Source organism: Dawidia soli, assembly GCF_018598185.1.
In the GTDB taxonomy this organism is placed as follows: domain Bacteria; phylum Bacteroidota; class Bacteroidia; order Cytophagales; family Cyclobacteriaceae; genus Ohtaekwangia; species Ohtaekwangia soli.
Map to the genome: position 1 here is coordinate 25578 of NZ_JAHESC010000044.1, position 20411 is coordinate 45988.

The following is a 20411-nucleotide window of genomic DNA, read 5'->3' on the forward strand; positions in this document are numbered from 1 at the left end:
GGTGTTTTGAAAATTAACCATTGAAAATGAGATACAAAAACATACCGAAGGAACTCTTCGAATCAAACCGGGAAAAGCTTCGCAAGGAACTAAAGCCTCACGCCCTGCTCGTCGTCAATGCCAACGACGTTATGCCGACAAACTCCGACGGCAGCATGCGCTTCCGGCAGAACAGTGACCTCTTCTATCTCACAGGCGTAGACCAGGAAGAAACCATCTTAGTCATGTGCCCCGACTTTCCAGACGAACGCTATAGAGAAGTCCTCTTTGTGCGCGAGACCAGCGAAATGATCGCGATCTGGGAAGGACACAAACTGACCAAACAGGAAGCCCGCGAAAAAACCGGCATCCAAACCGTGTTGTGGGTATCCGAATTTCAAAAAGTCTTTAACCTCATGATGCTCATGGGGGACACAGAATATGTATACCTCAACACCAACGACCATTACCGTGCCGACAACCCCGTGGAGACACGCGAGGGGCGTTTTGTAAAATGGTGCCTGGAGAAATTTCCGCTGCACAAGTATGAGCGCCTGGCACCCATCATGCACCGTCTGCGGTCGGTAAAATCGCAACACGAGCTCGACCTGATGCAACGCGCGTGCGACATTACCGATGCCGGCTTCCGGCGTGTATTGAAGTTCGTGAAGCCCGGTGTGAAGGAGTACGAAATTGAAGCCGAATATGTACACGAATTTCTGCGCCGCGGCTCCCGCGGTTTTGCCTACGAACCCATTATTGCCTCCGGCACAAACTCGTGCGTGCTGCACTACCTCGAGAACAACCAGGTCTGCCAGGATGGCGACCTCCTGTTGCTGGATGTAGGCGCGGAGTATGCCAACTACAATGCCGACCTGACACGTACAATACCCGTCAACGGTCGCTTCTCCAAACGCCAGAAGGAAGTCTACAATGCCGTGTTGCGCGTAAAACGCCACGCCTATTCGCTGCTGCGTCCCGGGGTGAAATACTACGAATACCACAAACAGATCCAACAGTTTACCGAACAGGAGCTTATCGGGTTAAAGCTCATAGACAAGACCGACATCAAAAATCAGGATAGGGACAAACCCCTCTTCATGAAATACTTCATGCACGGCACCAGCCACCAGCTCGGTCTCGATGTGCACGATGTCGGCAGCATGTATCATGAAATGCGCGAAGGTCAGGTTTGGACAGTAGAACCGGGCATATACATCCGGGAAGAAGGCCTCGGCGTTCGCATTGAAAATAACGTAGTCATTGGCAAGGAGGGAGTACACGACCTGATGAAGAACATACCCGAAGAAGTAGAGGAGATAGAACATATCATGAATAGCTAAACAAACGACGATGCGAAAGCGGTTTCTCATGCTGACGGTATTACTCGCAGCCACATGCGCCGTGGAGGCAGCCACCTGGTGGATATTGCCCAGCAACTATTTCTTCGAAGTAGGAGAGACCGCAAAGATCGGGTTTGTACAGGGAGAAGAGTTTAAAGCCGAGCCCTGGCCGTTGACGCAAAGCCAGGTAGTACGCCTCGAACATTACCGTGCCGGCCTTGGCGTTAAAGATCTCCGGGCTTCGATACAAAATGACGATCGCGAAAGACTTGCCATAAAATTCGACAGGGCGGGAACACAGTTGCTCGCCCTGCAAAGCGCACCACAGTTTAAAGCGTGGGACGCTGCGGAATTCAACGCATTCCTCGAGGAAAATGGACTGGAAACCATCCTGGCGAAACGCAAAGAGAGCCGCACCAGTGATAAGCCCGCAGGCGAGCGGCAGGTCGTGTATACCAAATTGTTGATACAGGTAGGAGATACGCCAGACGATGTATATAAAAAAGCAGTGGGCTTCCCATTGGAAATAATACCCGAACGAAACCCCTACAGCCTCCGGACAGGAGATGTCATGCGTTTTAAGATTCTGAAGGATGGCAAGCCATTGTTCGGCGCACGGGTAAAAGTGTGGAACCGGAAAGATAATCGTACCACCTTGCAGAACATCTATACCGAGAAAGACGGAACCATGGAGACCCGCCTGAGCAGCGCCGGGCCGTGGATGGTCAGTGTCGTACAGACAGAACCGTCAAAGATCGCCGGAACAGAATGGAACACAGCTTCGGCCAGCCTCGTCTTTGGCATCCGATAATGCAAAAACCAACAAGAACTATGCTTTTTTCAGATAAGGCACCCAAACCAGTCGGCGCATACCCGCACGCAAGACAAGTAGGCAACCTGCTTTTTTTATCCGGCGTGGGACCAAGGAAACGCGATGCAAAAGACATCCCCGGCGTCACACTGGATGAAGACGGAAAAATTCTTCAGTATGACATAGAAACACAGTGCCACGCCGTCTTTGAGAATGTACGCCTCATCCTGGAGGCATCCGGCGCGCGTTGGGATAACCTGGTTGATGTGACCGTCTTTCTCACGAACATGAAAGACGACTTCCTAACCTTTAACCGGATCTACGCGGAATACTTCAAAGAAAATCAACCGTGCCGTACCACGGTAGAGGTAAATGCATTGCCGACACCGATCGCGATCGAGCTTAAATGTATTGCCGTGATAGGATCAGGACACTAAATATTTTTTCGTGAGCTCTTTCAGGGAAGCAGTCTCCTCGGCCGACATAGGTGTAGCCCTGACATGCAGCAGCAAATCGAACATAACCTGTTGATCGTATCCTAACGAAGCTGCGATCTTGGAGCAGAACATCATCTCCTCCTTATACATACGTTCGTCAATTTTCATGAGCTGCACCAGGCTGAAGATGTAATTGAACTTCTCGTCGGCCGTCAGGTCTTGCGGAACGATCAACTCATGGTAGGCATCAAAAAGAGGTTCGATCTCATCGGGATAAAAACCGTTGGCCCGGCCGATGTTGAGGATGTAAAACTGTTCGCGTTCCGCCACGCGGCCATCGATCTGAGCAAGGCTGATCAACAACTTCATTTGTGCAAGTGGTGCCATAGAGAGAAATCCGGATTGTTGAGGCAAAGGCAAAATTAACCACAATTAAGCAATTATGTCCAAAAGTCATCGTTGGGAAAGCCGGGGAGCATAAAAACGTCGTATTTAAGCGGGGAATCGTAATTTAAGGACATGAATTTTTTGGCCCACCTCTACTTGTCAGGCAACGATCCGAAGATCATGGCAGGCAACTTTATGGGAGACTTTGTCAAAGGCCGCGCCTCGCTCGAAAAGCTCGACCCGGAAATCGCACGAGGCGTAGAGCTGCACCGCGCCATAGACCATTTTACAGATCACCACCCGGTCGTCTCACAAAGCAAAGACCGCTTGCGGCCGGTGTACCGGCACTACGCCGGGGTGATCGTAGACGTGTTCTATGATCATTACCTGGCAAAACGGTGGTCCGGGTATCACACCGCGCCGCTGGAAGATTTTGCAGTACACGTCTATGCTACCATGCAAGAGCTCCAGTACCTGCTGCCCGCCAGCCTGCAGCAAATGCTGCCCTATATGATCCGAGGCAATTGGCTGGTGGGGTATTCTCACATCGAAGGCATACAACGTACCCTCACCGGCATGTCCCGGCGAACGACGCACGTCTCTCGTATGGACGAAGCGGTTAACGAACTGCGTAGGTACTATAAGGAATTTGGAGAGGAGTTCGAGGTATTTTTCCCCGAACTGCGGAAACACGCTCAGTCATTTTTAACACGTTAGACCGGGCGTCATTGTTTTTCAACGAACGAAGTGGTTTTTTTACCGAGACTTTCACTATAACTATGCAGAACGATCCCGAATTGAATGGAAAGTACCTGGGCACCATCTCACAGGATTTTGTCAAAGTGGCCGATGCCCTGAAAGAAGCATCCTACCAGATCCGCAAGGCGGGCTTTGATTATCCTGTTTTTGTGCTCTGCAAAGACGTGCAGCCCATCGGACAGCTGCTTTTCGACCAACGCCAGCAGGGCACAGCTTGGAATTACTTCGCATCCTTTCTGGACGAATTTTTGCAACGCGGGCTGGTGACAGGTCGCGAAGACTTTGAGAAGGCCTACAAAGACCCCGATGAATTTTGCTGCCTGTTTGTAGTAGACGAACAGTTTACAAATTTTTTATTTATTCCCTATCCTGAAGACTGATACATGCAGTATACCGGAAACGTAGTTAAACGCAAAACGCTCCACAGTCTTCCGGTATGGCTGTTGTTTCTGCTTCCCCTCGTAGGCGTGGCTCAGGTCATGCCCGACGACGTTCCCTTCGAGCACGTATCCGTCCCCGGGAGTATCCGCTCCTCGTATGCAGTGGACATATTGCAAGACCCCGGCGGATTGTTGTGGTTCGGAACCGCCAGCGGCTTGTTCCGGTTTGATGGTTACAACTTCACCGCATTTGATTACGTAGAGCCCGACTCCGTACACATGGCAAGTCGGCAGATAACGTCCCTCCTGTGGGACGAGCAGGGCAGGCGCCTGCTGGTCGGAACCCGTCAACACGGCCTGTTGATGTATTCAAACGTGCGCGACAGACTGGTGACGCTGGTCCGTTCAAAGAAAACCGAGATAAACGATCTGGCACAGACACGCGACGGCAGGATTTGGGCCGCCGCCGCCACTGGCCTCTACAACGTAGCAAAAGACACCCTGATATACTGTGATACCCATGATCCCGATCCCGGAGTATCGGCCTTGCTAACGCATGAGAACAAAGTTTTCGCAGGAGGTGTGCGGCGCATCAACGTCATGGAAAACGGAGTGTTCCAATATGCCATTCCGTTGCAGGCAGAAGGGTACACATTTGCCCCCAAGACACGGGTCACAGCCCTCATGATCGACCACCGCAACCGGCTGTGGGCCGGTACAGACCTCGAAGGAGTCCTGGTGATCGACTTGGCAACACATAAAATTGTAGAGCATTTGTCCGGCAACCAGGAACCCTTTGCCGGTCGCATCAATGGGTTCATGCAGGATGATCAAAAGTTTATCTGGATCTTGACCAAAACATCCGGTACCGTACTATATGACCCCGACACTCAAAAGATGTTGCAATTGATGCGGGACCCCACCAACGAGTACTCTATCAGTGGGAACAACTGTGCATCTGTTTTTCAAGACCGGTCCGGTATCATCTGGATCGGCACGAATGGAGACCTGAATAAATACGATCGCGACAAACGTAAATTCATGCACTATGAGTTTAATCCGCATAACCCCAATTCGCTTAGCGACAACGTTATTCGCGGGCTGCACGTGGATCCCGCCGATCGTATCTGGGCGGCGACGGAAGGCGGCTACATAAATATTATCGACCAGGCAACGCACAAAGCCCAACGCATAAAGATTGCAATACCCGGGGTTGATGATATTGTGGTGCCCTACGCGTTTGCTCCTAAAAGCAAAACCGAAATGTTTGTGGGGTCGTCCGAGGGAATGCTCCTGCTGAACACACAAACACAGCAAATAACATCGTACAAACCCCTGGCACAATACACCGGCGGGAAACGCGTGCGACAACTGCTGCGCAGCGGGCAAAAGTTATACGCGCTCGTGGCGGGCAACGTGTTGGTATACGATCTGCAGCGCGGCGACGTAGAAGAATGGAACGACTTCAGCCACCGCGCAACATTTCTGTATGAAGACAACGAAGGGCGCATCTGGATCAGCACACCGGACTATCTGTGGCACCGCGATAAGGAAACCGGCCCGCTGATACGGCAACAGTTCTCCGCCGACACGACAAAGCAAATGCCTCTGCTAATCCAGCAAGCGGGACATGCGTTGATCGTAACAGTATACGAAGAGGGCATGTATATACTGGATGTAGGAGCGGATGCCCGTTTTACCGTCAGGAAACATTTCACTACCAGAAATGGACTGCCAGACAATACCATATATGCCGCCCTGGAAGATAAAAGCGGTAACATCTGGCTCAGCTCCAACCAGGGCATCATTCGGTTTGCGCACAGCGACAGCACCTTCACGAGTTTCGATACGTCCGAAGGAGTACAGGATGAGGAGTTTAATCGCCTGGCATTTGCCCGGACCAATAAAGGAAAACTTGCCTTTGGAGGAATAAACGGCCTGAACATATTCGACCCCGAACGGTTTTCGATCAAAAGACATACTGTCACACCGGTTCTTTTTGGCCTGACGACCTATACGGCCGAATCAGCATCGAACACCCGTGATTACTACACGCTCTTCGACCGGAAAGAGCTGAAATTAAAGCACACTCAAAACTTTTTCTCCATCACCTTTGGCACAGCCGATTTTCATACCCCCGTTCGGCACACGTATCAGTATAAACTGGAACACATAGACAAGAACTGGATAGATGCCGGGCAACACAATTTTGCCAACTACACGGAGTTGGAACCGGGCGAATATACATTCCGCGTCAAGGTTACCGGCACCGGAGGCACCGACACCGAAGCATCGGTTAAGATCTATATCATACCGCCTTTCTATAAAACATGGTGGTTTAACGTACTCGCCTTCGTGGCCGCCGGCGTGATCGTGCTGGGCGTGATCCAGGGCCGCGTACAGCAAGACAAATTGGACAGACACCGCCTCGAAAGCCTGTTGACCATGCGCACAGCCGAGATCGAGCGCTCGCGCGAAGAACTGAAAGCCCTCAATCAGAAGAAGGACCTCATCTTCTCCATCCTCTCACACGACCTCCGCTCCCCCCTGACGACCTTAAAAGGATTCTTGGGAATTCTCATCGAAGACGCCGGCGTGTTGTCACGGGACGATGTGAAGAAGTATGCATTGACCATACGCAACTCCGTCACCAACTCACTTGATCTCATTGATAATACGCTCTTCTGGTCGTTATCCCAGATGGGCAACATCACCCACAACCCCACGCGTGTGTCGGTGAATGCAATCATAGAAAAGGTCATGGGCCTGTATCAGCTGACAGTTCAAAAGAAGAAGATCGAGCTTACGTATAAAGCCGACGAAGCCCTGGCCGTATATGCTGACGAAAATATGTTTTATGTAACCCTGCGAAACCTGGTCTCGAATGCCATCAAATATACACCCGAGGGCAAAGTCGTTCGTGTAACGTGCGTGCGCAAAGGAAAAATGGCCGAGATCGTGGTCCACGACGAAGGCGTTGGCATGAGTGCCGAATACCTCAGCAAGGTACTGTCGATGAAACAACCGATCCTGAAAAAAGGAACACTCAACGAAAAGGGTACCGGCCTCGGGCTGTTGTTATGCAAGGAGTTCATCGCTGTAAACAACGGCACGTTCGATGTCTTCAGCGAAGAAGGCGCAGGCACCACCATCCGGGTAGCATTTCCCCTTGCAGAAGAAAACCCAGCGAATAATACTTAAGACGCGAAGTGATTCCAGCCCTGCGCTTGCAGCGGCACAATGCTACCTTGCTTGCTGATCATCAAATGCTGGTTGGCTTTGTCGTGTACATAACCGATCATGTGAATATCGGGATGGTTTTTGATCTTCTCCAGATCCGCTTGAGAGATTGTAAACAGCAGTTCGTAATCTTCGCCGCCATTCAACGCGCATGTAATAGGATCGAGGTTGAACTCCACCGCCGTATTAAACGTGATCTGGTCAATGGGGATTTTATCCTCAAAGATTCGAACACCAACGTTCGAGTTTTTGCCGATATGGAAAAGCTCAGAGGCCAGTCCATCGGAAATGTCGATCATCGACGTCGGCTGCACGCCCGCCTCTGCCAGATCGGAAACAACGTCGGTGCGCGCTTCCGGTTTAAGCTGACGGCCAACGATATATTCAAACGAATCCAATGCCGGCTGCATATTGGGGTCCGCTAAGTAGACTTGCTTCTCGCGTTCGAGGATTTGAAGCCCCATAAAAGCGCCTCCCAGGTCCCCCGTTACACAAATGATGTCGTTGGGTTTTGCCCCGCTGCGGTATACAACCTTGTCTTTCTGCACACGCCCCGTCACCGAAATGGAAATGACCAACCCCGACGGAGAAGCAGTCGTATCGCCGCCGATCAGATCGACACCATAGCTTTCACAAGCCGCATGGATACCTTTATACAAAGCGTCGACAGCCTCGACAGAAAAACGATTGGTCAGGGCAAGACTTACCGTGATCTGCTCGGCCTTGCCATTCATCGCCGCGATGTCTGACACATTCACCGCTACAGCCTTGTATCCCAGGTGGTGCAGCGGCATGTACGCAAGGTCAAAGTGAATGCCTTCCACCAACATATCGGTCGAGAGCAACAGGAAATCATCCTGTCCTGCTGACAGCACCGCGGCATCGTCGCCAATGCCCTTGATGGAAGAAGTGTTTTTCAGGGAAAAATCCCGACTGATGTGGTCGATCAGCCCGAACTCTCCAAGCTGGCTGATTTCTGATCTGGTCTCGCTCATAAATGAAATGGGCAGGCGCTGCTTCACCGGGAGAACAGCCCTTTCGTCCTGCAAAAGTAAGATTATGCGCGAATATGAGCGATTTACTTCCTAATATCGTAGTAACTATGCCCCTGAAAAGGAGACCATGATGAAGAAGATGATTGCGATGCTGGTGATAATAGCAATGGTGATCGGCGCCTGCGCCTCATCCAAGCCCTATTACAAAACAAAAAAAGGGAAGAAGAAGCAGAAGTATTATAACGACATCCAGTTTGGCGGAAAGAGCGCTAGCGAGATGAAGCGTCCTTAATTTCCTGGCAAAGCTCTACCAACACGCCTTGCGTCGTTTTGGGGTGCAGGAAACAAATACGCTTGTTGTCGGCGCCATTTTTGGGTTGCGGGTTGATCGGCTCAAATCCCTTGGCCTGATAATCCTCTATGCTTTTTTCCAGGTCCGCAACCTCGAATGCCAGGTGGTGAATGCCCTCCCCGCGCTTTTCAATAAATTTGGCGATCGGCGAATCGGGCCGTGTGGCCTCCAGGAGCTCGATTTTTACCCCGCTCACGTCAAAAAAAGCCGTGCGGACGCCCTCAGAAGCCACTTCTTCCATCTTGTATTGCGCTTTTCCCAAAAGAGCAGCAAAAAGTGCATTGGCCTGCTGCATGTCCTTTACCGCAATACCGATGTGCTCAAGTTTTTCCATATTGTGTTAACTTTGTATTCAAAGATGAATCTTTTGCCAGAATTAACAGAGCGAAGCTTGAAATTGGGGCAATAATGGGAACATTGACGGCCCGTGGGCGGTTATAATACAACGAAAGACAAAGTTCATTTCCTATCAATGATACAGGTAACGGATAAAGCAAAAGAAAGAATCGCCGCCTTGCGCGTGGAAGAAGGTCGAACAGATGAGCACAACATCCGTGTTTCGGTAAAAGGTGGAGGATGCTCCGGACTGATGTACGACCTCGGATTTGACGACCAGATCAATCCAGCCGATCAGGTTTTCGAAGACAAAGGCGTCAAGATACTGGTTGACAAAAAGAGCTTGTTGTATCTGCTCGGCACCGTCCTGGATTTCACAGACGGCTTGAACGGAAAAGGCTTCCAATTTATCAATCCCAACGCCACGCGCACCTGCGGTTGCGGCGAGAGTTTCTCGGTTTAACAACCGTTTTACCAGACACACATGCGAAGAATATTGCTCGCATTTCTGTTGATAGTAAGCACGATGTTATTGACAGGACAGTCGGGCAACGCCAAGCCGCAAAAGGCTGTAAGGCCGATTCCTGCCGACAGTTTGATTATTTGGGTGTTTCTAGCACTGGACTGCCCGATCAGTCAAAAGTACATCAGCGAGCTAACGCAGATCGACAGCGTCTATCGCATGCAGGGCGTGCAGGTAAAAGCCGTTATTCCGGGTAGCGTCAGTCAGGCAGAGATCGATAATTTCTGGAAGGAATACGGCATCCGTTTTTCCGCGGTCGCCGACCCTGACTTCCAATGGGTTCGCAGATTTTCAGCCCGAATTACGCCAGAAGTCTTTCTGACGGATATCAACCAACAGGTCATTTACCGGGGTGCGATCGATGACTGGTTTTTTGACCTCGGCAAATACCGGCAACGTGTTACCCAACGCTACCTTAGGGATGCAATAGAGGCTGTTCAGCGCCACAAGGTCCCGGGCATCCGCGAAACCGAGGCGGTAGGATGTCCCATCCAGGTCTTGCCCTCCGCGAAAGCAAAAAAATAACATCTTCGCGGGGCCTGCAATCTGCCTTGCCCCGCCGCGTAATCCAGTAATAATTCCTACTTTTGCATTCCTAAATTTTTGAGGAACAGACGGGTATGGAAAACATCCGCAATTTTTGCATTATAGCCCACATCGACCACGGCAAAAGCACGCTGGCCGACAGGCTCCTGGAGTTCACAGGAACCCTCAATGAACGGCAAATGGAAGCACAGGTCCTCGACAACATGGACCTGGAAAAAGAAAAAGGCATTACCATCAAAGCACACGCCATCCAGATGAAGTACAAACTGGATGGACAGGAATACATTCTCAACCTGATCGACACCCCCGGCCACGTTGACTTCTCCTATGAGGTGTCGCGTTCGATCGCCGCCTGCGAAGGAGCTCTTCTCATTGTAGACGCCAGCCAGGGCATCGAAGCGCAAACCATTTCCAACCTCTACCTGGCCCTGGAACACGACCTGGAGATCATCCCGGTCATGAACAAGATCGACCTCCCGCACGCCATGCCCGAAGAAGTAACTGACGAGATCGTCGACCTCATCGGCTGCAAACGCGAAGATGTCATCCGCGCCAGCGCCAAAGAAGGTAAGGGCATCGAAGAGATCCTCCACGCCGTTGTGCATCGCATCAAACCTCCGAAGGGTGACGCACAGGCTCCGCTGCAGGCTATGATCTTCGACTCCGTATTCAATTCCTTCCGGGGTATTGAAATCTATTTCCGGGTCTTTAACGGCACGGTCCGCAAAGGCGATAGAATTACGTTCGTGAACACCGGCCAGCAATATTTTGCGGAGGAGATCGGCGTATTGAAGCTTGATAAACAACCCCGCAACGAGATCAGTGCAGGCAACGTAGGCTATATGATCTCCGGTATCAAGGTGGCCAGCGAAGTGCATGTGGGTGATACCATTACACATCCCGACAGACCGGGAGAATCGCTCAAAGGTTTTGAAGAAGTGAAACCCATGGTATTTGCGGGTATCTATCCCGTGGATACCACCGAGTTTGAAGAGCTCCGCGCATCGATGGAGAAACTTAAGCTCAACGATGCGTCGCTGGTGTGGGAATTGGAAACCTCCGCGGCCCTGGGCTTCGGCTTCCGGTGCGGTTTCCTCGGCATGCTGCACATGGAGATCATCCAGGAACGACTGGAACGTGAATTCAACATGACAGTCATCACGACCGTGCCTTCAGTACAGTTTAAAGCTTTTCTGACGGACGGCGAGGAAATAAGCATCAACGCACCGTCGGAGATGCCTGACCCTACCCGCATGAAATACATCGAAGAGCCGTATATCAAAGCTCAGATCATTTCAAAAGCAGAATACATCGGCCCCATTATCAGCTTGTGTATGGACAAACGCGGCCTGATCAAAAATCAGAATTATCTCACGACCGATCGCGTCGAGATGTCGTTCGAGATGCCGCTGTCGGAAATTGTATTCGACTTCTTCGATAAACTCAAGTCTATCTCCCGCGGCTATGCATCGCTGGACTATCACCTCATTGGCTTCCGCGAGTCGGACATGGTGAAGCTCGATGTGATGTTGAATGGCGAGAAAGTAGACGCCCTGAGCGCGATCGTACACCGCGGCAAGTCCCAGGATTGGGGCCGCAAGCTTTGTGAAAAGCTGCGCGAGCTGATCCCCCGCCAGATGTTCGACATTGCCATTCAGGCAGCGATAGGTCAGAAGATCGTCGCCCGCGAAAACCTGAGCGCCATCCGCAAGAACGTACTCGCGAAGTGTTACGGCGGTGATATCTCCCGTAAGCGTAAACTGTTGGAGAAACAGAAGAAAGGTAAAAAACGCATGCGCCAGATCGGCTCCGTAGAGGTGCCGCAGGAAGCATTCATGGCGATCCTGAAAATAGAATAATATTTTAAGCAGGGAATGACAGAAGCAATGACGTATACATTGATCGACGGCAAAAAAGTATCGGCCGATATCAAGAATGAGATCTCACAAAAAGTAGCAGAGCGTAAAGCCCAGGGACGGAAGATCCCCCACCTGGCTATTATACTCGTCGGAGACGACGGCGCCAGCCAGACCTATGTCGACAATAAGGTGAAGTCTTGCAAATCGGTGGGATTTCATTACACCATGATGCGATTTGCCGACACCATCTCGGAAGAGAAATTGCTGAAACACATCGATCACGTCAACAACGACGACGACGTAGATGGTTTCATTGTACAGCTGCCCCTGCCGCCACACATTTCTGTCGATAGAGTAACTGAAAAGATCCGCTCCGACAAAGACGTGGATGGCTTCACCAACCACAACTTTGGCAGCATTATATCGAAAAATCCGCTGTTGATGCCGGCTACACCCTTTGGGGTAATGGAGCTGCTGCGCCGATACAACATCGAGACCGAGGGCAAGCATGCCGTGGTCGTGGGCGCCAGTCGTATAGCCGGAGCACCACTCAGCATGATGCTCACCGAGCAAGGCAGAGCCACCGTAACCATCTGCCATAAGTTTACAAAAGACTTAGGCAGCTATACCCGTTCGGCCGACATCCTGCTCGTTGCAGTAGGCAAGCCCGGACTGATCACAGCCGACATGGTAAAAGAAGGTGCCGTCGTGATCGACATCGGCACCACCCGCGTAGAAGGTCCCCAATACCCGAAAGGCTGGGCCATTCAGGGCGATGTAGACTTCAAAGCCGTAGCACCTAAGACGTCATACATCACACCGACACCGGGAGGAGTAGGGCCGATGACCATTGCATCGTTGCTGCTCAATACCCTGCGGGCTACTGAACTCCAACATCCCTAAAGTTGTTAAGACACGAGGGCCGGAACAGCCCGGAACACAACGTGAAAACCGCACAAGCTATAGCGCCGCTTTCGCTTCCCCTGATGGAAGACTTTTATACCATCCAGGGGGAAGGGCACTACCAGGGCCATGCAGCCTACTTCATCCGCCTCGGCGGGTGCGACGTAGGGTGTGTGTGGTGTGACGTAAAAGAATCGTGGGATGCCAGCCAGCATCCATCGGTGGCAGTAACCGAAATGGTCGACCGGGCCGCCGCAGCAGGAGGGAAGATCGTCGTGATAACCGGCGGCGAACCCGTTATGCACGACCTTGCGCCGTTGACCGCCGCACTGCAGGAAGCCGGGCTGCGTACGCACATCGAAACCTCCGGAGTATATCCGCTTACCGGTATATGGAATTGGGTGTGTTTCTCACCCAAAAAGTTTAAGAATCCCCACGAATCGATCTTTGAAAAGGCAGATGAGCTGAAGATCGTGGTATATAATAAAAGTGACTTTGCCTGGGCGGAAGAGCTTGCCGGCAAAGTACGTCCGTCGTGTCAACTTTTTCTGCAGCCCGAATGGTCGAAAGAAAAAGAAATACTTCCGTTGATCATCGACTATGTCAAGGCCAATCCACACTGGCAGGTATCGCTCCAGGTACACAAATACATGAATATACCGTAAGACACGCATGACCATTACCGACTTTGTCGATACAATGAATGCATGGGGGCAACAGAAGGTCCCCTTTTTATTTGTGATCGATTTCGAAATGGAAAAGCCTTTCATTGCCCGGTTGTCAGATCTGCAGGGATCAGCAATATGGTTCGATATAAATGGTTATACCAACACTTCCAACATAGAAGTTGGAGACGAGCCTGTCGAGCCGTTACACGTAATACCGCACGACCGTGACGAGTACGCCCGGAAATTTGCGCATGTATTTGAAAGGCTTGGCTATGGTGATTCATTTTTGACGAACCTTACCGTTAAGACCCGGGTAACTTCCGCGAACAGCCTTCAAACGCTATTTCACGCCAGCCGCGCCCGCTATAAACTACTGTTCCAAAACGAGTTCCTGGTTTTCTCACCCGAGATCTTCGTACAAATACGAGACGGAAAAATATACTCATACCCTATGAAGGGCACCATCGACGCCGCGGTGCCCAATGCCGCTCAGCGTATCCTGGGCGACGAAAAGGAACGAGCAGAGCACACCACGATCGTCGATCTGATCCGCAATGACCTGAGCCAGGTTGCAACACGTGTAACCGTGAGCCGGTTTCGCTACCTCGAGGAGATCCGCACAAACCATAAGAACCTGCTACAAGTCAGCTCCGAGATTGTCGGCGAATTACCCGATGACTACGGGACGCGGCTCGGCAGCATTCTCGTCGCGTTGCTACCGGCAGGGTCGGTCAGCGGCGCGCCCAAGGTGAAGACAGTGGAGATCATTCGTCAGGCAGAAGGAGAGACACGTGGTTATTATACAGGAATATTTGGTTATTTTAATGGACAACAACTGGACAGCGGTGTCATGATCCGTTTCTTGGAAAATCAAAACGGCGCATACTACTACCGCAGCGGCGGTGGCATTACCACGCAAAGCCAGGTCGACGCAGAATACCAGGAAACAATCGACAAAGTCTATGTCCCTCTTACTTGAAACGATTAAGCTCCTCGACGGAAACTTCCTGAACCTCTCCCGGCACGAACAACGCATGAACCGTGCGCTGAAAACATTATGTGGAGCCGAAGATCACGTTGAGCTCGAACCCATGCTGAACGCATTGACACGTCCCGACACCGGACTGTACAAGTGCAGGATCGTATACGACGACGTCAGTCGCGAGATAGAATTTACACCCTATACACCTCGCCCCGTGCAAAGCCTGCGCGTGGTGGAGCACGACCGGATAAACTACGAGTTTAAATACGCCAACCGCAAGCTGCTGGACCAGCTGTTTACGTTGCGCAAAGACTGCGACGACATCCTGATCGTGAAGCGCGGGTTCGTAACCGATACTTCCTATGCCAACATAGCATTCCGCCGCAAGAACCAATGGATAACGCCCTGGTCCGCGTTGCTCAAAGGAACGCAACGGCAAAAACTCCTTGAGCAAAACATTCTACAAGAGGAAGATATACGCGTAGAGGACATTCGGTCGTTTGATGCCTGCCGGCTCATCAATGCGATGCTCGAATTTGATGCGCCTGAAATTGACGTATCCAACATAGTTTTTTAGCTTTAAGCATGCATAGACTCCTGCTCCTGCTCGCATTTGTACTGTTGTCCACCGGTTATACATCCGCACAGGTTCAGCTGAGCACCAAATCCAGGAAGGCTATCGACCTGTATACACAAGCCGATAACTTCCGCGTTCGCCGCCAGTTCAACATCGCCATCGACATGTTGCAGCAGGCCATCGAAAAAGACGAAGGATTTGTAGAAGCCTATTACCGCCTGGGCCTGGTCTATTCCGACATGAAAAATCCCACGGAGGCGATCCGATACTACGAACAAGGATTGGCGCGCACGACCGATGTGAATAAACAAAAAGTATTTTGGTTTGATTTAGGCGAAGCATACTTTACCGCGGGCAACTATGAAAAAGCCGCCGCGATGCTGGATCAGTATCTGAAGAAAGAGTCGCAGAACAGATCTCGTCTGGGTAAAGCAGCTCATCTGCTCAAGAGCGCGGAGTTTGCGTTGAAGAATCAAAAGGAAACAGCTCCCTATAAACAGAAAGCCTTAAGCGACACAGTAAACTGTTTTGCGATGCAGTACTTTCCGGTGCTCACCGCCGACCAGCAAAAATTGATTTTTACCCGTCGCGTAACAAACGACCCCAATGCCGACGAAGACCTGGTGGTGTCACAAAAAGACGTGGAGGGCCGTTGGACCGCACCCCAGTCCATATCGAAGAATATCAACACGCAGCTGAACGAAGGCACCAGTACCATTTCCGCAGACGGCCGTAAACTGATCTTTACCGCCTGCGTGGGCCGTCCCGACATTATCGGCAGCTGCGACCTGTACGAAAGCCACAGGATTGGTAGCGACTGGACTAAGCCCGTAAACCTGGGGCCGAACGTAAACAGCACCGCCTGGGAATCACAACCCTCCCTCTCTGCCGACGGCCGCACATTATACTTTGTCTCCGATCGCCGCGCCGGCATGGGGCGACGCGATATCTGGATGGCCACCCTCGACGACTACGACCGGTGGACCAAAGCCGTAAATGTTGGCAAGCCCGTGAACTCACCCTTCGATGAGATCTCACCCTTTATCCACGCCAATAACCACACCTTATATTTTGCATCTAATGGCCTGCCGGGCTTTGGTGGTTACGACATATTCTTTGTAGAGAAGGACACCGCAGGGTGGACCAACCCCCAGAATATTGGCGCGCCGATCAACAGCCATGAAGACCAGTTCTCTTTGTTTGTCACGGCCGACGGTAAAAAGGGGTACTACTCCCACGAGGAGACCACCGGCCCAGGCACCTCCCGCAGCCGGATCTTTGAGCTCGAATTCCCCGAAGGCACGCGCCTGAACAAAAAGAGCAACTATGTGCGTGGCATCGTACGCGACAAACAAAGCCGGCAGCCCCTGGCCGCCCGGGTGGAGCTGGTAAACCTGTCCAGCAACCAAGTGGTGGCCCTGGTCACGTCAGACTCGATTTCCGGCGAATATCTGATGGTACTGCCGGAAGGCGCCGATTATGCACTTTATGTGAGCAAAACGACGTATCTCTTCAAAAGCTTACACTTTAATTACGCCGGCCCCGTAGAGCTGCGTCCGGTGGAAATAGATGTGGACCTGGAAAAGGCAGCCGTTGGCTCAGGGGTAGTGCTGAACAACATTTTCTTTGACGTAGACCGGTTTGAGCTTAAACAACAGTCCATTCCGGAACTTGAAAAGATCTATCGCTTCCTGACCGACAATCCGACCCTGAAAATTGAGATCAGCGGCCATACCGATAATTCCGGCGCCGCGGCCCATAATCGCCAGCTTTCCGAGAAAAGGGCGTTGTCTGTATACAACTACCTCATATCCAAAGGGATTGTTAAAAATCGGCTCATCCCAAAGGGATATGGCCCCGACAAACCGATTGCTTCTAACGACGCCGAAAACGGCCGCCAGCTCAACCGCCGCATCGAATTTACTATTGTTCGGTAGTCGGGAATTCTCCCCCCGGATTCAACAAACGATTTAAAGATGTTTAAACGCCCATTTTTGGGCTAACATGTATAAGCACAATCGTTTCCTATAACCTTTTTTGGGGGATTTTTTTGAACTTTACCTACTAAATTTTGAGGGAGTACTCTTTTATGGGTTATTATTTTGTTATAAGTTTGAAGTGCATATTTAATTTTCATTAACCTAAACTTAGCAGTATGAAGAGAATTCTACTCGTATGCCTCACTGCCGTACTGGCTCTGGCCAGCAGCGTTGCGTGGGCACAGGAGCGAACGGTCACAGGCCGTGTCACTTCCGCCGAAGATGGTTCCGGTCTTCCGGGGGTAAACGTTGTCTTAAAGGGTACAACGAATGGTACCGTTACAGACGTAAACGGTTCGTACACACTGAAGGTACCCGCTGAAGGCGGTATCTTAATGGTTACCTTTATCGGTTTAACAACACAGGAAATTGAGATCGGAAGCCGTAACACGGTAGACGTAGCGATGGCCGCAGATACCAAGCAACTCACAGAAGTTGTTGTAACAGCCTTCGGTATCGAAAAAGACAAAAAATCCCTGGGCTATGCTGTACAGGATGTAAACGGAAGCCAGCTCACCACGGCCCGTGAATCAAACATCGTCAACTCCCTTTCAGGCCGTGTAGCCGGTGTTCAGATCACGAACGGTTCTGGCAGCGTAGGCTCATCTTCCCGTATTGTGCTGCGCGGTGCATCTTCCCTGACCGGTAACAACCAGCCTCTCTTCGTTGTTGACGGTATCCCGATCAACAACAACAACTATGCAACCGGCATCGGTAATACCGTCGTTAACGGTAACGGTGGCGCTGACCGTCAGAACGGTGCGGCCGACATCAACCCCGACGACGTAGAGTCGGTGACCGTACTCCCTGGTCCGAACGCAGCCGCTCTTTACGGTTCACGCGCTTCAAACGGTGTAATCCTCATCACAACGAAAAGCGGCCGTGGCACAAAAGGCATCGGTATCTCCGTAAACTCTTCTGCTACCTTCGAGCGTCCGCTCCGCCTGCCTTCGTACCAAAACTCGTACGGTGGCGGTTACAATAACAAATACTACAGATGGATTGACGGTACTACCGGAAGTGGTGGTGAAGATGAAAGCTGGGGTCCCGCATTGGACAAAGGTCTCGAATTCGTACAATGGGATTCGTTCGACGGTCAGCCTCGTCCCTGGGTATCACACCCCGACAACATCAAGGACTTCTTCGAAACCGGTAAGACATTCCAGAACAACATCGCTCTCTCCGGCGGTAATGACAAGGCTGACTTCCGTCTTTCGTTGAGCAACTTTGATCAGAAGGGTATCATCCCTAACAATGACCTTAAACGCTATACAATCGCGGTTAACACTGGTTTGAATATCACCGACAAGTTCCGGGCAGAAGTAAGCGCGAATTATATCAAGTCGAGCAGCGACAACATCACGGGTGGCGGTTACGACAACAACAACCCGATGCAGCAATTCACCTGGTTCCAGCGTAACGTAGACGTTCAGAAACTGAAAGACTATGCTAACTTGCCGCTGGCTCCCGAAGGTACCAGCGCGGCCGGAACACCGATCAACTGGAACACCAACTTTAATAACAACCCGTACTGGGTTTTGTACAACAACACACAAGGGTTTGATAAGGACCGCCTCATCGGTAACGTACGCCTGACATATGAATTCACGGATTGGTTGTCACTGGCCGTAAGAACAGGTACGGACTTCTTTACCGATCTGGCGGTGAGCAAGCGTGCACACGGTTCGAACGATTACCCGAACGGTAACTACCAGGAAATCGATCGTACCTGGTATGAAGTTAACTCTGACTTCTTGCTGACACTCAACAAAGAAGTTATGACAGACCTCAAAGTCGTAGCCAGCATAGGTGGTAATAACATGCGTCAGGTACACGACCGTACAACGGCCGAAGCACCTGAGTTGGAAATCCCCGGCGTATATAACCTCGACAACTCGCGCGTAGCGGTAGACGTAGAGACATTTGCTGAGCAAAAAGAGATTCACAGCTTGTATGGTAACGTCGAATTGAACTTCCGTGATTACCTCTTCCTGACGGTGACAGGCCGGAACGACTGGTCGAGCACGCTGCCTAAAAACAACAATTCATACTTCTATCCTTCATTCGCGTTGAGCGCCGACGTAACGTCGATCCTCGGCCTGCAGTCTGAAACACTGAGCTATGCGAAAGTACGGGGCGGTTGGGCACAGGTAGGTGCCGACACCGATCCATACAAACTTGTAAACGTATACTCGTTCTTCGATCCTTGGGGTGGTTCACTGATCACACCGACAGTAGGCAACACCCTGTTGAACCCGAACCTGAAACCTGAGATCAGCTCTTCCTATGAATTTGGTACAGAGTTAGGCTTGTTCAGCAACAAGATCAACTTCACCGCGACGTACTATAACAAGAAGTCAACCGATCAAATCGTACCGGTAAGCATCTCGGGCGCATCTGGCTATACTTCGTTCCAGGTTAACGCGGGTGAGATGACCAACAAAGGTATCGAGTTGTCGTTGTCAGGTACAGCATTGAAAGCTTCGAACGGTTTTAGCTGGGATATCAGTGCAAATTTTACCCGCAACAGAAACGAAGTGGTGAAGCTGGCTCCCGGCCTGGAGGCTTTGCAACTCAGCTCTTATTGGAACGCGCAGATCATCGCACAACGTGGTCAGCCGTACGGTGTGATCTATGGTACCGACTATCTGCGTGATCCTCAAGGCAACATCGTTCACGTAAACGGTCTGCCGCAGCGCGATCCTAGCGGAAATAAGACCCTGGGCGATGCAAACCCCGATTGGCTGGCAGGTTTGAACAATACGTTCTCTTTCAAAGGTCTCTCGCTGAACGTCCTGGTTGACGCGAAGATCGGTGGCGAAGTATACTCCATGACCAACGCTTGGGGCCGCTATTCCGGCATCCTGGAGGAAACCCTGATCGGTCGTGAAACCGGTATTATCGGTAAGGGCGTGAAACAAGCGGGCACCGACGAAAACGGTGATCCTGTCTACGTTCCGAACGATGTCAGTGTATCGGCTATGAGCTACAACCACGCTGCCTTTGGCAATACCGTAGTAGCAGGTTCCGTATTTGACGCATCATACATTAAACTGCGCCAGGTATCAATCGGCTATACACTGCCTACTTCGCTGCTGGCCAAAACTCCGTTCAAGAAAGTTACTTTCTCTGTTATCGGGCGTAACCTGGCCCTGCTGTACAGCAAAGCACCGCACATCGATCCTGAAACCGGCTTCACCAACAGCAACGGTAACCTGGGTCTCGAGCACGCTCAGACTCCCAGCACCAGAAGCATGGGCTTTAACTTAAACTTTACGCTGTAAAATTTAAACTG

Annotated in this window: 19 protein-coding genes; 16 read left to right on the forward strand and 3 right to left on the reverse strand. The window is 51.2% G+C overall.

Features of this window, described 5'->3' with window-relative positions; genetic code table 11:
• Window positions 1-26: 26 nt before the first annotated feature.
• From KK078_RS23770 to KK078_RS23780, 3 genes are read left to right on the forward strand one after another with little or no spacing between them, the layout of a single operon-like run.
• The gene (locus KK078_RS23770) at window positions 27-1322 is read left to right on the forward strand and encodes an aminopeptidase P family protein (protein ID WP_254092824.1); all 1296 of its coding nucleotides are present in this window, start codon (window positions 27-29) and stop codon (window positions 1320-1322) included.
• Window positions 1323-1332: 10 nt separating this feature from the next.
• A complete protein-coding gene (locus KK078_RS23775) occupies window positions 1333-2133 on the forward strand; it encodes a DUF4198 domain-containing protein (RefSeq protein WP_254092825.1) in 801 nt (266 codons plus the stop codon).
• A 20-nt stretch (window positions 2134-2153) separates the two neighbouring features.
• Complete coding sequence (locus tag KK078_RS23780) at window positions 2154-2570, forward strand: RidA family protein (RefSeq protein WP_254092826.1); 417 nt, start codon at window positions 2154-2156, stop codon at window positions 2568-2570.
• Here the strand turns inward: KK078_RS23780 and KK078_RS23785 are convergent.
• Window positions 2559-2957 (reverse strand): hypothetical protein, encoded by a 399-nt coding sequence (locus KK078_RS23785; RefSeq protein WP_254092827.1) that lies wholly within the window; start codon window positions 2955-2957, stop codon window positions 2559-2561. The two genes, KK078_RS23780 and KK078_RS23785, sit on opposite strands and share 12 nt — an antisense overlap.
• Before the next feature lie 132 nt (window positions 2958-3089).
• Here KK078_RS23785 and KK078_RS23790 point away from each other — a divergent pair, with 132 nt between their 5' ends.
• The 3 genes from KK078_RS23790 (at window position 3090) to KK078_RS23800 (ending at window position 7297) form a co-directional block, all read left to right on the forward strand.
• Window positions 3090-3674 carry an acyl carrier protein phosphodiesterase gene (locus tag KK078_RS23790; RefSeq protein WP_254092828.1) on the forward strand — a complete coding sequence of 195 codons (585 nt, stop codon included), beginning with the start codon at window positions 3090-3092 and terminating at the stop codon, window positions 3672-3674.
• 62 nt (window positions 3675-3736) lie between these two features.
• Complete coding sequence (locus KK078_RS23795) at window positions 3737-4096, forward strand: hypothetical protein (protein ID WP_254092829.1); 360 nt, start codon at window positions 3737-3739, stop codon at window positions 4094-4096.
• Window positions 4097-4099: 3 nt separating this feature from the next.
• On the forward strand, window positions 4100-7297 hold the full coding sequence (locus tag KK078_RS23800) for a sensor histidine kinase (RefSeq protein WP_254092830.1): 3198 nt from the start codon (window positions 4100-4102) through the stop codon (window positions 7295-7297).
• Here the strand turns inward: KK078_RS23800 and thiL are convergent.
• Complete coding sequence (gene thiL / locus KK078_RS23805; RefSeq protein WP_254092831.1) at window positions 7294-8331, reverse strand: thiamine-phosphate kinase; 1038 nt, start codon at window positions 8329-8331, stop codon at window positions 7294-7296. The two genes, KK078_RS23800 and thiL, sit on opposite strands and share 4 nt — an antisense overlap.
• A gap of 127 nt (window positions 8332-8458) precedes the next feature.
• Here thiL and KK078_RS23810 point away from each other — a divergent pair, with 127 nt between their 5' ends.
• On the forward strand, window positions 8459-8623 hold the full coding sequence (locus tag KK078_RS23810; RefSeq protein WP_254092832.1) for a hypothetical protein: 165 nt from the start codon (window positions 8459-8461) through the stop codon (window positions 8621-8623).
• Here KK078_RS23810 and mce read toward each other — a convergent pair.
• Complete coding sequence (gene mce, locus KK078_RS23815; RefSeq protein WP_254092833.1) at window positions 8601-9017, reverse strand: methylmalonyl-CoA epimerase; 417 nt, start codon at window positions 9015-9017, stop codon at window positions 8601-8603. The two genes, KK078_RS23810 and mce, sit on opposite strands and share 23 nt — an antisense overlap.
• Before the next feature lie 138 nt (window positions 9018-9155).
• Between mce and KK078_RS23820 the strand changes: the two genes are divergently transcribed.
• The 9 genes from KK078_RS23820 (at window position 9156) to KK078_RS23860 (ending at window position 20400) form a co-directional block, all read left to right on the forward strand.
• Window positions 9156-9482, forward strand: a complete 327-nt coding sequence (locus KK078_RS23820) for a HesB/IscA family protein (RefSeq protein WP_254092834.1) — start codon at window positions 9156-9158, stop codon at window positions 9480-9482.
• 21 nt (window positions 9483-9503) lie between these two features.
• Window positions 9504-10067 (forward strand): redoxin domain-containing protein, encoded by a 564-nt coding sequence (locus KK078_RS23825; protein ID WP_254092835.1) that lies wholly within the window; start codon window positions 9504-9506, stop codon window positions 10065-10067.
• Between the two features lie 95 nt (window positions 10068-10162).
• Window positions 10163-11947, forward strand: coding sequence for a translation elongation factor 4 (lepA, locus tag KK078_RS23830; RefSeq protein WP_254092836.1), 1785 nt, complete (start codon window positions 10163-10165; stop codon window positions 11945-11947).
• A gap of 15 nt (window positions 11948-11962) precedes the next feature.
• On the forward strand, window positions 11963-12850 hold the full coding sequence (locus tag KK078_RS23835) for a bifunctional 5,10-methylenetetrahydrofolate dehydrogenase/5,10-methenyltetrahydrofolate cyclohydrolase (RefSeq protein ID WP_254092837.1): 888 nt from the start codon (window positions 11963-11965) through the stop codon (window positions 12848-12850).
• A gap of 83 nt (window positions 12851-12933) precedes the next feature.
• Window positions 12934-13515 carry a 7-carboxy-7-deazaguanine synthase QueE gene (locus tag KK078_RS23840; protein ID WP_254092854.1) on the forward strand — a complete coding sequence of 194 codons (582 nt, stop codon included), beginning with the start codon at window positions 12934-12936 and terminating at the stop codon, window positions 13513-13515.
• Window positions 13516-13522: 7 nt separating this feature from the next.
• Window positions 13523-14497: an aminodeoxychorismate synthase component I gene (locus tag KK078_RS23845; RefSeq protein WP_254092838.1), complete on the forward strand. Its 975-nt coding sequence runs from the start codon at window positions 13523-13525 to the stop codon at window positions 14495-14497.
• Window positions 14481-15077: an aminotransferase class IV gene (locus tag KK078_RS23850; protein WP_254092839.1), complete on the forward strand. Its 597-nt coding sequence runs from the start codon at window positions 14481-14483 to the stop codon at window positions 15075-15077. Before KK078_RS23845 ends, KK078_RS23850 begins: the two co-directional genes overlap by 17 nt.
• An 8-nt stretch (window positions 15078-15085) precedes the next feature.
• A complete protein-coding gene (locus tag KK078_RS23855) occupies window positions 15086-17014 on the forward strand; it encodes an OmpA family protein (protein WP_254092840.1) in 1929 nt (642 codons plus the stop codon).
• Between the two features lie 218 nt (window positions 17015-17232).
• Complete coding sequence (locus tag KK078_RS23860) at window positions 17233-20400, forward strand: SusC/RagA family TonB-linked outer membrane protein (RefSeq protein WP_254092841.1); 3168 nt, start codon at window positions 17233-17235, stop codon at window positions 20398-20400.
• The last annotated feature ends 11 nt before the right edge of the window (window positions 20401-20411 follow it).